The organism is Trebonia kvetii (assembly GCF_007827045.1).
Lineage (GTDB): Bacteria > Actinomycetota > Actinomycetes > Streptosporangiales > Streptosporangiaceae > Trebonia > Trebonia kvetii.
The window spans coordinates 1,069,063-1,082,169 of sequence record NZ_RPFW01000004.1 but is presented as its reverse complement, the minus strand read 5'-3'; the positions used below and the strand labels follow the sequence as shown (position 1 = coordinate 1,082,169).

13 protein-coding genes are annotated in these 13,107 nt (G+C 70.5%); 4 read left to right on the top strand and 9 right to left on the bottom strand.

Annotated features, from left to right (window positions below; all coding sequences use genetic code 11):
- Positions 1-139: 139 nt before the first annotated feature.
- Together EAS64_RS24855 and EAS64_RS24850 are read right to left on the bottom strand one after the other, a co-directional pair.
- Positions 140-742: a helix-turn-helix domain-containing protein gene (locus tag EAS64_RS24855; RefSeq protein ID WP_145856522.1), complete on the bottom strand. Its 603-nt coding sequence runs from the start codon at positions 740-742 to the stop codon at positions 140-142.
- 82 nt (positions 743-824) lie between these two features.
- Positions 825-1,724: an MBL fold metallo-hydrolase gene (locus EAS64_RS24850; protein ID WP_145856520.1), complete on the bottom strand. Its 900-nt coding sequence runs from the start codon at positions 1,722-1,724 to the stop codon at positions 825-827.
- Positions 1,725-1,890: 166 nt separating this feature from the next.
- On the opposite strand from EAS64_RS24850, the gene EAS64_RS24845 reads away from it, so the two are divergent.
- The 4 genes from EAS64_RS24845 to EAS64_RS43795 are packed head-to-tail and all read left to right on the top strand — an operon-like array spanning position 1,891 to position 5,032.
- On the top strand, positions 1,891-3,072 hold the full coding sequence (locus EAS64_RS24845; RefSeq protein ID WP_222849554.1) for an LLM class flavin-dependent oxidoreductase: 1,182 nt from the start codon (positions 1,891-1,893) through the stop codon (positions 3,070-3,072).
- On the top strand, positions 3,069-3,842 hold the full coding sequence (locus EAS64_RS24840) for a creatininase family protein (protein WP_145856516.1): 774 nt from the start codon (positions 3,069-3,071) through the stop codon (positions 3,840-3,842). The genes EAS64_RS24845 and EAS64_RS24840 overlap by 4 nt, the downstream gene beginning before the upstream one ends.
- 13 nt (positions 3,843-3,855) lie before the next feature.
- Positions 3,856-4,761, top strand: coding sequence for a phytoene desaturase family protein (locus EAS64_RS46860; protein ID WP_281283309.1), 906 nt, complete (start codon positions 3,856-3,858; stop codon positions 4,759-4,761).
- Positions 4,691-5,032 (top strand): SbtR family transcriptional regulator, encoded by a 342-nt coding sequence (locus EAS64_RS43795; protein WP_187366150.1) that lies wholly within the window; start codon positions 4,691-4,693, stop codon positions 5,030-5,032. Before EAS64_RS46860 ends, EAS64_RS43795 begins: the two co-directional genes overlap by 71 nt.
- 12 nt (positions 5,033-5,044) lie before the next feature.
- On the opposite strand, the gene EAS64_RS24830 is transcribed toward EAS64_RS43795, so the two are convergent.
- From EAS64_RS24830 to EAS64_RS24800, 7 genes are all read right to left on the bottom strand, one after another.
- Positions 5,045-6,058, bottom strand: a complete 1,014-nt coding sequence (locus EAS64_RS24830) for a Rieske 2Fe-2S domain-containing protein (protein ID WP_222849553.1) — start codon at positions 6,056-6,058, stop codon at positions 5,045-5,047.
- A gap of 23 nt (positions 6,059-6,081) precedes the next feature.
- A complete protein-coding gene (locus EAS64_RS24825) occupies positions 6,082-7,470 on the bottom strand; it encodes an FAD-binding oxidoreductase (protein WP_145856513.1) in 1,389 nt (462 codons plus the stop codon).
- 5 nt (positions 7,471-7,475) lie between these two features.
- Positions 7,476-8,690 (bottom strand): ABC transporter substrate-binding protein, encoded by a 1,215-nt coding sequence (locus EAS64_RS24820; protein ID WP_145856511.1) that lies wholly within the window; start codon positions 8,688-8,690, stop codon positions 7,476-7,478.
- Positions 8,691-8,793: 103 nt separating this feature from the next.
- Positions 8,794-9,699, bottom strand: a complete 906-nt coding sequence (locus EAS64_RS24815) for an ABC transporter permease (RefSeq protein ID WP_145856509.1) — start codon at positions 9,697-9,699, stop codon at positions 8,794-8,796.
- Positions 9,699-10,442, bottom strand: coding sequence for an ABC transporter ATP-binding protein (locus tag EAS64_RS24810; protein WP_145856506.1), 744 nt, complete (start codon positions 10,440-10,442; stop codon positions 9,699-9,701). Before EAS64_RS24810 ends, EAS64_RS24815 begins: the two co-directional genes overlap by 1 nt.
- Positions 10,439-11,710 (bottom strand): amidohydrolase family protein, encoded by a 1,272-nt coding sequence (locus EAS64_RS24805; RefSeq protein ID WP_145856504.1) that lies wholly within the window; start codon positions 11,708-11,710, stop codon positions 10,439-10,441. Before EAS64_RS24805 ends, EAS64_RS24810 begins: the two co-directional genes overlap by 4 nt.
- A gap of 73 nt (positions 11,711-11,783) precedes the next feature.
- Positions 11,784-12,938 (bottom strand): methylenetetrahydrofolate reductase, encoded by a 1,155-nt coding sequence (locus EAS64_RS24800; protein WP_222849552.1) that lies wholly within the window; start codon positions 12,936-12,938, stop codon positions 11,784-11,786.
- Positions 12,939-13,107 lie beyond the last annotated feature (169 nt).

Genomic DNA, 13,107 nt, shown 5'->3' with positions numbered 1-13,107 from the left:
GGCCGCCCCAGCGGGCAGCGCGACGCCGCCGAACATGAAAACCCCGACCCGCACGCGCCCTCGCCTTCGCCGATGTTGACCTGATCAACATGATGGGGATGGCGCGTCACGGTTGTGTCAGGCGGGTGTTACCGTGCGGCTAATTGGGCGGTTCACCGTGGCTGTCCGTGGCCGGCGGGCGGTTCTGCTGGACGACGACCAGCCGCACGTCCTCGTCGCTCAGGCTGCGCCAGCGGTGCCGGAGACCGCCGGGGTAGTAGACGCCGTCCCCGGCTGACGCCGTGTGGAACCCGCCCTCGATGTCCACTTCGATCAGCCCCTGAACGACGTAAACGAACTCCTCGCCGTCATGGCGGTAGTACTCGTCGAATTCGCGCGGCGCGCCATTGAATTCCACCGGCAGCATCGCGCGCTCGCCGCGTACCAGCGGCCGGACGTAGCCGCCAGGCGAGTCGACGGGCGCGACCAGATCGGACGCACGCCGGACGACGCTCACCGGCTCGGTGTCCGGGGCCGCGGGCAGCTCGGTGTCGGCCATGAGCGCCTGCGCGGTGGTGCCGAGTGTGGCGGCGATCGCCGTCAGCGACCGCATGCTCGGCCGGGCCAGGCCGCGCTCGAGCTGGCTCAGGAACGGATGGGACAGCCCCGCGCTTGCGGCGACCTCCACCAGGGTCATCCCGAGCCGGCGGCGCCTCGCCCGGATCGCCCCGCCAAGGCGCAGCTCTTCGGTGTAGCTGGTCACGTACCACCGCCTCCGTCGGGGATCACCTTATCCGGCCCATACCAGCGGAGGCAGCCAGCGTCCATGCCGCCGTATGGCGGGTTTACCTGGCCGCCGGCGGCCGCAGCACGGTGAACTCCGCGAACTCGTGGCGCAGCGCGGGCCGCAGCAGCAGGTCGGTGCCCGGCCTGCCGGCGCTCGTCCCCGCCACGATCGCCTCGAAGGCATCGGCGGCCGCCGTGAGGAAGGCGGGACCGGCGCGGTAGCGGAGGGTGTGGGCCGGGTGGATCGCGCTCAGCTGGCCGGCCAGTTGGTCCGCGAGCTCGCGCAGCGTGGCCGCGAACACCTCGATCTCGGTATCCGGCGTATGCGCCCAGAAGTCGCCGGTGATCAGGGTGTCGCCTGCGAACAGCAGGCCGGCCCGCTCGTCGAGCAGGCAGATGGAGTCTGGCGAGTGCCCCGGGGTGTGCAGCACCGTGAGGTCCCGGCCGCCAAGGCCGATCCGCTCGCCGTCGGCGAGCGGCCTGGGTGCAGGCCCGGCCGGCACCGCCCACTGGTCGGCTGCTTCCGGTAGCGGCCGGGGCCGGCTGGCGTCGGTGAAGAGGTGGAAGAACCGGTCGTCGGCTTCCCTAGCACGCTCGTATGCGGCCAGTTGCGCGCGGGCGACATCCAGGTACCCCGCGAGGTAGTCCCCGTCGACCGGCTGGGTCAGCGTCCCGGCCGCGAGCGGATGGGCGGCCACCTCGGTGAAGCGCCAGTTGCCGCCCCGGTGGTCGCTGTGGCTATGCGTGTTGACGGCGAGCACGGGCCGGTCCGTCAGCGCGCTGACCGCCGCGGCGATGTCCGCCATGCCAAGCCCGGTGTCCACAAGAACGGCGCGCTCCGTGCCCTCGACAAGGAAGCAGTTGACGTGGCCAGGCTCACCGACCAGCCACGTCCCCCGCTCGACCTGCTCCACCGCGAACCAGCGTGACCAGTCGTCAGGACCGCCAATGTTGATCACAGTGACATTCTTGCGGCGACTCGTTACCCAGGCGTTACTCCGGCATTGCCGGCATAGGCAACGCTCCACACAACCGATTTAGCGGGGACGAAACACCGGGCTGACGTGGGCGTGACGTGACGCCCGCACGATGTTGATGAGATCAACATCACCGGAAGGCGAGGCCGTGCGCGTTGGAGTATTCATGTTCGGCGGCGTCGAGATGCCCGATGCCGGGCTGGCCGGGACGCCACCGCTCGACCGCCGGTACGGCGACGACGCCATCGGCCACGCCCACCGCGAACTGCTCGCCTGCGGAGAACTGTCCGAACGCCTCGGCTATGACAGCTTCTGGCTTACCGAGCACCATTTCCAGCACGAGGGCTACGAGGTGGTGCCGAACGGCCTGCTGTTCTCCGCGTTCCTCGCCGCCCGCACCACCAGGCTGCGGCTCGGGACGATGTTCAACGTCGTGGGGCAGTGGCATCCGCTCCGGCTCGCCGAGGACTTCGCGATGCTGCACAACCTCAGCGGCGGGCGGGGCATTCTCGGCGTTGGCCGCGGCACGGTCCCGCGCGAGATGTTGCCGCTCACGGCCGGACGGGTCTCTGTCGGCTCCTACGACAATCCGTCGGCCGCCGACGCGGACCGGGTCAACCGCGAGGTGACCGAGGAGAGCCTTGATGTCCTGCGGCTCGCCATGGAACAGGAGACCTTCAGCTACAGCGGCAAGCACTTCTGCCTCCCGCCGCCGGGGATCCCCGACCGGGGCGGCGAGGTGTCGGAGCTGACACTGGTGCCGCGCCCCGTATACCCCTACGAGACCTGGCAGGCGATAACCAGCCCGCCGACCCTGCGCGCCGTCCCCACCCGCGGACTCGGCGGCGTCTTCTGGCTCAAGGAGCGTTACCGGCTCGCCGCCGACTGGCATGCGTTCGCCGCCACCTACCAGGCCGTGCACGGCCGACCGCTGCGGCGCGGCGAAAAGCGGATCCTGGTGCTCAACATTGGCCTCGCCGACTCCACGGAGCAGGCGGTCGCGGAGGTCGGCGACGGGCACGACGAGTTCTGGCGCTTCCTCGCGCCCTACGGCTGGGGGCGCGGCTACCTCGGGCCCGACGGGCGTCCCGCGGGCGGTGATTTCGTGCCGACGCTGGCAGACTCGATGAGCCAGGGACCATGGGCGGTTGGCACGGCGGCCGACGTGGCCGCGGCGATCGGCGAACTCGACGACCTGCTCGGCCTGACCGACCTGGTGATCTTCCCCGCCATGCCGGGCGACCCGTACACGCGCGCGAAGGAGCAGCTGACCCGCTTCGCCGAGGAAGTCTTCCCGCTACTGCCAGCAGACACCGAGGTGACCCGTTGACCAGAATCTGGACCGAGCTGAGTGGCCCTGAGCTTGGCGAGCTGAGCCCGGAGACGATCGCGATCCTGCCGATCGGATCGGCCGAACAGCACGGCCCGCACCTCCCGATCAACACCGACTTCGTCGTCGCCGACTCGCTGGCCCGCGACGTGGTGGCCGGCTACGGCGAAGGGCTCGGCCTGCTGCTGCTGCCGTCGATGTCGGTCAGCAAGTCCAACGAGCACGCCTGGTCCCCCGGCACGCTTTGGCTGTCGGCCACGACCATGCTGACAGTGCTCGACGAGATCGCGCGCTGCGTGGCCACGACCCCGGTGCGCAAGCTAGTCTTCCTCAACGGCCACGGCGGCAACAGCGCGCTGCTCCAGGTCGCGAGCAGGGACGTCCGGCTGGCGCACGGTCTGCAGACGTTCGTCATGCACCCGTCCGTCCCGCCGGATCACGGCGGCACCTCGACCGCGTTTGAGCTCGGCATGGGCATTCACGCCGGGATCGAGGAGACATCGGTGATGCTGCACCTGCGCCCGGACCTGGTCAGACTGGAGCTCGGCAAGCGCGGCGTGCCCGAGCACCTCGCGTCCTTCGAGCTGGTCGGGTTCGGCAAGCCGGTGTCGTTCGGCTGGCTGAGCAACGACTTCGGTACTGACGGGACACTCGGCGACCCGACTGGATCCACCGCCGAGCACGGCAAGGAGAAGTACGAGGCGATGATCACCACGGCCGCGCGGTCGCTTGCGGAGATCGCCCGCTTCGACCCCCGCCCGCCACGGTGAGCGCGGGGCGCTGGTGATTGATCGTGCCGATATCGTCGTCGTCGGCGGCGGCCACAACGGGCTGGCCTGCGCCGCCTACCTGGCTCGAGCCGGGCGCGACGTACTGGTGCTCGAGGCCCGCAGCGAGGTCGGCGGCTGCGCATCCACCGTGGATGCCGTCGGCGCCCGGGTGAACATCTGCAACTGCGACCACACCATGGTGCTCGCCAGCGGCATCGTCGAGGATCTCGGCCTAGCCGGGCACGGGCTGCGCTATCTCGACGTCGACCCCGTTCTGGTCGGAGTGAGCTGGGACGAGTCACCGGCCTTCGTCCAGTGGCGGTCGATCGAGCGGACCATAGACGGCCTGGCCAGGACGGGTGCGGGCAACGCCTACCGTCGCTACCTGAACGAGGCACTACCCGCCGCACGGCTGATGCTCGCAGTGCAGGGCGGCCCGGCCAGCACGGCGCTGATGGTCACCGCGGCCGCGAAGCGCCGCTTGCGCGGCGGCGCGACCCTGCTGCGCTGGGCCAGGCGCAGCCTGCTCGACGTGCTTGTCGGCTTCGGCTTCCCGCCATGGCTGATCTCCTACGCCGCCACCACCGGGCCGGCCGTCTGGGGGCTGCCGCCTGACGCCCCCGGCACCGGTCTGGCGGCGCTCGGGTTCGCCACCAGGCACCTGGTCGGCGTCGGCCGCCCGGTCGGCGGCAGCGGCGCGCTGCCCACGGCGCTGGCCGCCTGCGTGCGCGGGCACGGCGGCCAGATCGTCACCGGAGTCCGGGTGAACGGCGTAGCGGTCCGCGATGGGCGCGTCCGCGGGGTCCGGCGAGCCATGGGCGGTCTTCACCGAGTACCTGCGCCGGATCGTGGCCGCGAACACCCACGGGCTGACCGTCCGCCTGGCAGGCACGTTCACCCCCAGCGCCGAGCAGTTTGAAGTCGCCGAGCGGATGCGCGCGCTCAGCACGGGGCTGTTCGAACGTGTCCGCGCCTCAGGCGAACTGCGCCCCGATGTCACCTACCTCGACATCGACTACCTACTCGAGTTCCTCGCCAGCGTCCGGCTCGGCGACGCCACGCGCAGTGCGGAACTGCGCCAGCGCCACCTCGCCGTCATCATCGACGGACTGCACGCCAGTCAGCCAACCCCGATACCCGGGCACCCCCCAACCTGGGAAGAGCAGACCGCGCGCTGGATCAACCGGTAACCCGACCGGCCGTTAATAGGCGGGCAGCCAGCGCGCGGTGATCAGATCCGTCCACATGCGGCGGATCGCCAGGGAATTGCGGTCGGCGCGGGCGTGGGCGTTCAGGTGAGGTGCGAGGGGGAACGGGACGGGCAGCGATTCGAGCATGTCGCGGTCTTCGTTCTCCACCGCAACGTCGAAGGCCAGGATGTCGGCGGCCGGCCGGTCCGCCTCGGCGTCGGTCCGCAGCACGATCTGGGCCAGCGAGCAGTGCGTGTCGTCCACGGGCGTGATCGCCTTGACCATCACGTGCCGCAGGCCGTCGGGATAGGTGATGTGGATGTGGCCGAAGAACGGCGCGTAGACCTTCGACACGGTGGTCCGCACCGTGGCACCGCTCTCCCCCGGCCTGGCATCGACGGGGACCTCCCCCGACGTCTTGATCCCGTACGGCTCGCGGGTGACCTCGGTGTCGGTCAGCTCGGGGCGGTCCGGGTTGCCGAAGGTACCCCGGTGCACGAACGCGACATGGCCCGGATCGAAGTTGTTCTCAAGCAGGTGCATCGCCGTGCAGGCAAACGGGTACTCGTACTCTGGCACCACCCGCCAGCCGGGCGCGCCATATTCCGGCACCGGCGGGATGTCCGCGATCGGGTCGTCGTCCAGGCACACCCACACCATGCCGTACCGCTCTTGCGCGGCGACCATCGTCAGGCCGCTCTTCGTCGGATGGGGGGAATCGGGAAACTGCGGGATCCGCTTAGTCCGCCCGGCGGCGTCCCATTCCCACCCGTGGTAGGCGCAGACCAGGTGGCAGTTCGCGATCCAGCCCTTCGACAGCGGCGCGTCGCGGTGCGCGCAAAGATCAAGAGCGGCACTTACGGAACGGTTGGGTGCCGCGCGCCACAGCACAAGCTTCGTCCCGAGGACGGTGCGGGCGACGGGCTCGGTGGTGACATCGACCGAGAAGCACGCCGCGTACCAGAACCGGCGCAGCATGGGATGCTCCGAGATCACCAGGTGGTCCGGCCCGCTGTGGGTGGTCAACCGCGCAGGGGTCTCCCGGACGATCACAACAGCTTGCCTGGGTTGAGGAGACCATCAGGGTCGAACTTGCGCGCGGCCTCGCGGACGCCGTCCAGGCGCAGGTGGTGCAGCACCCAGGTGTGCGGGTCGTCCACGTAGACCTCCACGTCGGCCAGCTCCTTCATCTGCCGGTAGAGCACGTCCGGGCCGTCGTAGCGCAGGAAGAGCATCGATACCCAGTCGCGGCCGTGCGCGGTGCGGAATCCCTCCAGGTGGATCAGCGACTCCGGCACGAGGTCGGCCACCTCGCCGCGTCGGCGCGTGAGGCCGGGGCCCATGCACTGCAGGTGGGTCAGCTCGGGCCGTAGCTTGCGCACCCGGTAGGTCGTGTGGTTGTAGGACATCGACGCGATCAGCGCCGCTCCCTTGGGGCGCACGGCGTCGACGCGGCCGCCGTGGCGCTCGACGATGACGGTCGCGGCCGGCACGCTCTCGACGGTGACGATGCCGCGGACGCTGGCACGGTCAGCGGGCATGGCGGGATCGACCGGACGGTAGGTCGCGACGATTCCGGCCTCGTCCAGGGAGAGCAGGCGCGGCGTGGGTTGCAGGTCGAACAGCGCTTCGCCGGCCGCGACCGCGCTCGCGGTGTCGGGGAAGGACGCGAACAGCCCGGTCCAGGTTCTGGCTGGGCGCAGCTCCACGGTGGCCTCCGCGATCACGCCGCTGACGCCGAACGCGTGTGCCATCGCGGTGTTATCAGGGAACGGCACCTCGACCGGCGTCGCGTCGTCGGTGCACGGGACGACGAGCAGCGAGCGCAGGTACCCGTCCCAGATGGCGCCGTTGGCGATCGAGCCGGTGCCGCCTGATCCGCCGGCGATGAAACCGCCGATCGTGGAACCCACCGTGGAGGGAAGGATCGACAGCTCCTGGCCCTTGGCGCGGGCGGCCTTCTCCATCATGACGAACGACGCCCCCGCCTCCGCGGTGATCTCGCCGTCGCCGACGCCGATCACGCGGTTCGCCTGGCTGGTGTCGATCACCAGACCGCCGTGCAGGGGAATGCCCTGGCCGTAGTTGCCTGTGCCCTGCCCGCGCACGGTAACGGGGACGCGGTGCCGGTGCGCCGCGCCGACCGCGGCGGCGATTCCCGCCGCGTCGCGCGGCCGCGCGACGACGTCGGCGACGCCGCCAGGCAGCATCGGCTCGAGCACCGGGCTCATGTGCGCCCAGTCGGTGCTCGCAGACAGCCGCGCAAGCTCGTCCTCAAGCACGGCCTTCGGGCCGAGCGCCGCCCTGAGATCTGCCTTGAGCGACTCCATGGTGTCGGAGGGGATCGGGGTTACTTCGGGCAGCTTGGCCCGGTCGAAGCCGGGGAGCGCGCGCTCCCCGGCCCCGCCGGGGCCTCGTGCCAGAGCGGGATCTGGCACGGTGGCTACTTCAGGCTTATCGAGGGGTCGATGAACTCGTTGGTGACGATGTCGGATGGCTTCAGGCCCTTGAGGGTCTGCTTGCCCGCCTTCGCGTAGATCGGCGTGAGGATGCCGATCAGCTGCTGCACGCGTGCGTCCTGGAACGCGCCGAGGGTGCCGTCGGGGGCGTTGCCGACGATGCCGAGCTTCTTCATGGTCGCGACGGCGTAGTCCGCGGTGCCTTGGGTGTACGTCCAGCCGTTGTTGTACGCAGTGACGAGCTGGAGGATCAGCTTCTCCACCGGTGCCGGGTTCGCCATGTAGTCCACGATGGCCTGCTGCATGATCGGCACGAGCTTCTTCAGGCACGGGGTGAGCGACGCGAGGTCGCCCTTCCGCACCCCGATCTGCTGCTGGTAGAAGTTGAAGCCGGCGTCCGCGATCAGCTCGTACTTCAGCGGCTTGTCCCAGGAGCGGACGTCATGCGACCAGATGTACGGCTCGGCGGTGGCGAAGCCTTGTACGGCGTCCTGGCCGCCGGACGCGACGAACACCGTGGGTGTCCCGTCGTAGGACCCGTTGACCTGGCTCTTCTTCAGGATGCCGTTGCCGGTCAAGTAGTCCATATACGAGGCACCCTGGAAGTACAGCACTGGGGTGCTTGTCTTGCCGATGTCCGCGATCGTCTTCCAGGCCGGGTGCGCCGCCGGCGACCACTGGATGATCTGCGGGCTGATCTCAAGGCCCGCCATCACCGCGACGGTGGGCTGCGTCGCCGACAGCGAGATCTGCTCGTCCGTTCCGAGGTACCCGAGGGTGATCGAGGAGTCCTTGTACATCTGCGACGTCACCGTCTGATAGCCGATCGCCGGGCCGCCGGCCCGGATCTGGATCTTTACCCCCGTGTCAATGCCGCCGTGCGCGACCAGTTCGCCGGTCACCGACTTGGCACCGGAGTTGATCGTCGGGTTGGCGCCGACAAGCTCGTACTGGCCGCCGTGCTCCGCCTCGGGGTTCCAGTCGGTCTGCAGGACGATCGTGGCCGGGCAGCCCGCGGCCTTCAGGTTGTCCGCGGCCGGGATGCCGGCGGCGGATGAGGTGCTCGACGCCGAGGCCGTGCTTGCCGGAGTGGTGCCGCCGCTGCTGCTGCTAGAGCAGGCCGCGGCCGTGAGCGCCAAGGCGGTGCCAACCGTCGCGGCAACGGCGATCCGCGCGGATCTACTGTGGGTCGTTAGCAAGGTGTTTCTCCACTTTGGTTGAGGCCGCACGCGGCCGGGGTGCGACTAAGGCAGGTCAGCGGATCCGGCCACGCTGCCGGCGAATGTGTCGCGGGTTGGCGGGTCAGCGGGAGCCTGGCAGATACCAGCGGCCGACCACCCGCCGCGAGAGCCAGCCGAAGAAGACGAACACGACGATGCCGAGCAGGCTCGCGGTGAGCACGTTCGCCCAGAGCTGCTCCCCCTCGGTCAGCGATGTGTAGACGGACATGTTGGTGCCGAGACCGGCCTGCCCCTGCTTGAAGAAGAACTCGCCGACGATCGCGCCGATGACCGCCAGGCCCGCCGACACCCGGAACCCGGCGAACATGGCAGGCAGTGCCGCGGGGAACTGGAGCTTCCATAGCCTGGTCCACCGTCCGGCCTTGTGCAGGGTGAAGAGGTCGTGCATGCTCCGTTCCGCCGACTTGAGGCCGAACAGGGTGTTCGACACGATCGGGAAGAACGCGATGATGACCGCGACGATGATGCGGGGGGTCAGCGCGAAGCCGAAGAAGAAGCTCAGCATCGGGGTGAGCGCCAGGATCGGCACCGTCTGGAGCACGACCGCCCACGGGTACAGGGCGTTCTCTACCCACTTGGCCTGGCTCATCGCGATCGCGGCGCCGACGCCGAGGACGATGGAGATCACCAGGCCGATGACCGTGACCTCCGCCGTCCACCGTAGCGCGCTCATCAGCGCGGTGAAGTTTGACCAGGTGAAGAAGCCGACCTCAAGCACCCGGTGCGGCGGCGGGAGCATGAACCGCTGGTACTGGTTGAGCGCGAGCTCGGAGACCAGGTACCACAGGCCGATGATCACCCCGGCGACAGCGGCAGGCAGGCCGAACTGGCTGACGAGCCCGCCGACGCGGCGCCCCGCGCGGGACAGCGGGGGTGGCGCCGGGGCAGTCGCCACCACCCGTTCGGTACCTGCCTTGTTTTCTGGTTTTTCGATCTGGGTGCTTGTCTCGGTCTCCGCGGTGCTCATCACTCGGCCCTCAGGTGCCTGGAAACCTCGCCGCACAGGCCGGCGAACTCCGGGGTGTAGCGAAGCTCGGGAATGCGGGGATAGTCGAAGGGGACGGGGATGTCGGCGAGCACCCGGCCGGGCCGCCCGCTCATCACCACCACGCGGGTGGACAGGAACACCGCCTCCGCCACCGAGTGGGTGATGAAGAGCGCCGCGAACTGGCGTAGCTCGAACATGCGCAGCAGCTCGTCGTTCAGCCGCTCGCGGGTGATCTCGTCAAGCGCGCCGAACGGCTCGTCGAACAGGAACACGTCCGGGTCGAGGACGAGCGACCTGGCCAGCGATGCCCGCATCCGCATCCCGCCGGACAGCTGGTGCGGCAGGTGCTTCTCGAAGCCGGTCAGGCCGACCAGTTCGATCGCGTCCTTGATCCTGCGGCCGCGTTCGGCCCTGTCCAGCTTCTCCAGCTCGGCGAGCAGGCCGACGTTCTGCGCGACCGTGCGCCACGGCAGCAGGGTGGCGTCCTGGAACACGTAGCCGAGCTGTTTGGCGCCGACGTCGACGGTTCCCTCGCTCACGTCGTCGAGGCCGCTGGCGATGCGCAGCAGCGTGCTCTTGCCGCACCCGGACGGCCCGACCACCGCGACAAACTCGCCGGGCGGCACCTCCAGGTTGGCGTTGGCGAGCGCCGTCGTGCCGCCGGAGAATCTCTTCGTGACGCCGGAGAAGCGCAGCGCCGGCGCGCTCGTGGCCGTCGTCATGGGGCGGCTCCTTCCATCGTGGTTGACATCGCGGGATGTGGGCGGACGCGGTCCGCGTCGCAGGCGGCCGGCGCGGCGATCTCGGTGCGGACGGTGGTCAGGGCGACGATCGTGCCCGCCCGCCAGACGGTCCGCTGCGCGCTCGCCGCGCCCAGGGCTTCAAGCGCGTCAACGGCGGGCAGCGCGACCAGATCGGCGCGGCAGCCTGGGGCGATTAGGACCGGCGGCAGGCCAAGCGCTTGGCGCGGTGCCGCCGTGACGGCATCGAGGGCGTCCTCGGGACTCAGGTGGCCGCAGGTCACCATCAGCGCGGCGACCTCGAGCGCGTCGCCACGGCCGACCGGGTGGAACGGGTCGCGCAGGTTGTCGCCGCCCGCCGCGACGGTCGCGCCCGCCTCCCGGAGCGGGCGCACGGCGGTGAGGCCGCGCGGCGTGGCCACCGGGTGGTCGCGGCCCTGCAGGAACAGGTTGGTCTGCGGCAGCGCGACCACAGCGATCCGCGCCTGCGCCACCTGCTCGGCCACCTGCTGCTGCGTTTTCGCGTCCTGGACCGCCAGGCTCACGCAGTGGCTGGCGGTCACCTGGTAGGGGAAGCCGGTTCTCAGCACCAGGTCGGCCATTGTCTTGAGGGTGAGCAGCCGCGGGTTGAGCGTCTCGTCGGTGTGCAGGTCCATCGGCACGCCCGCCTCGCCCGCCGCGTCCAGGCAGATGCCTACCGCACGGTCGGGCTCGGGGTCGAGGTGCGGGCAGCCGCCCGCGACGTCGGCACCCTCGCGCAGCGCCTGCCGCAGGTCCCGCCCGGCCTGCCCGGCAAGCGGGTTCGCCACCAGCGCCACTACCTGCACGTCGGCGAGGTCACGCCAGCGCTCGCGCACCTCGATCAACGCGGCGAGCGCCCGCATCCCCATCGGGCCGCCGACGTTCACGTGGGTGCGGATGCTTGTCGTGCCCAGCGCGAGCTGGGTGCGGATCGCCGCCTCGGCTCGCGCCACGATGTCCTCGTGTGTCAGCGTGTCGGCGATGTCCTGCATCGCCGCGATCGCCCCGAGCAGGTCCCCGGTGCGATTCGGCGCGCGCGAGGCGGTCAGCGCCTTGTCCAGGTGTGCGTGCGGCTCGACGAACGACGGCATGAGCACCTGACCAGACAGGTCAACCTCGCCCGCGGCGAGTGTTCCCGTCGCCGGCGTGACCTGCGCGATGCGGCCACCGGTGAGCTCGACATCGACCAGTTCCCCCGCGGCGGTACGCGCGGACCGCAGCCAGCTCATGAGGACACCTCGCTGGCGCTCGGAGTCCGCATTCGCGGATGCACTGTACCTGCCGATTCGCTCGCAAGCTCGCTCATGAGACTCCCCCGGCCGGCCGCGGCCGACTTGCCGCCGGCGCGCCGAGCACGCGGCGGCCGACCTCGGCCATCGCCCGTGTCACGGCGAGTTCCTGCCCCGGTCCGGCTCCCGCGGACAGGTTCACACCGTCCACGCCGGGCACCGCCAGGACGGCTTCCGCGAAGTGAACGGCCGCCGTCACGCCGGATTCTGCGGGGTCGGGCGCGCTCATGATCGCGTCGAGGTATCCGGGCGGCAGGCGATCCGCGGCGAAGGAGGCGACGACTTCGGCGGCACCCGCGCTCGTCACGACGGGAACGCAGCAGAGCACGAGGCCACTGAAGCCCGCCTCGCGTAGCGCGGCGACCGCTTCGGCGAGCGGGCCCGCGCCGCCGCAGTGGTCCACGAACACGACGTCAGCCCCGGCGTCGATCTTGGCTAGCAGCCTGGCGAGGCGCTTGCCAGCGGGCGGTGCCGCCGGCGCGTGCGCCACCGAGCACAGGGGCCGGGCAGGCAGTGCCAGGCTCATGCTGGCCAGCTCGACGAGCTCGATGCTGTCAAGGTCGAAGACGGCGGCCGCGTCGGGGCGGTGTCCGGTACCAGGATGATCGCCCGTCACGCAGTGCACTCCAGCCACTCCAGCGTCCGCGCACGCGGCGATCTCGCCTTCGATCGCGACCCGGTTCCTGTCCCGGCAGTTGATGCCCGCCCACGCGGCGACTCCCTCGCCGGCCAGCAGCCGTGCCCGGTAAGACGGCGGGAACTGCACCCGGGCGCCCGGGTGGTCGCCGGTCAGGCACGCGTCGGCGAAGCCGACGATCTCGGCCGCGCACGCGCGCACGCCGTCCGCCGACAACGCGGGCGCGACCAGGTCGGCGACCACGACCGGCCTTGTCGCCGCGGTGGCGAGGAAGCCCGCCGCAGCGGGCGAGCGCGGCCAGGCCCCGGCGACGTCGGGGATCGCCGCACCGGGGTCAGGCGCGGGAATGAGCACGTCGGCGTACGGCCAGTCGCGATCTGGCACATCCAGGTAGGAGCACCGGCCCACGCCTGGCACCTCACATGCCCCGTCCGCGCGGACTCCGGCGCACGGGCCGTGCGACATGTGCTTGGGGCACGCCGCGGCGGCGACGGCCCAGGCATCGCTCGCGACCACCCGAATGTTCGTCACACCAACACTGTGCGGCTCCACGGTCGACACGGCGTTTCGCGGCGATGAATGCTGCGTTTCGGGCCAGCCGGGTCGGGCAAGACAACGCGGCTGCTCAGCGGGCACCGCCGACCGCAGCGTCCTGGGGTTCCAGGACCGGCGAGCGGTCTCCTGCCGTGACGCCCGCATT

Bases quoted from the DNA above. Each gene is read 5' to 3' on its own strand.
- EAS64_RS24805 (WP_145856504.1), bottom strand. From the start codon at position 11,710: ATGAGCTGGCTGCGGTCCGCGCGTACCGCCGCGGGGGAACTGGTCGAT.
- EAS64_RS24810 (WP_145856506.1), bottom strand. From the start codon at position 10,442: ATGACGACGGCCACGAGCGCGCCGGCGCTGCGCTTCTCCGGCGTCACG.
- EAS64_RS24815 (WP_145856509.1), bottom strand. From the start codon at position 9,699: ATGAGCACCGCGGAGACCGAGACAAGCACCCAGATCGAAAAACCAGAA.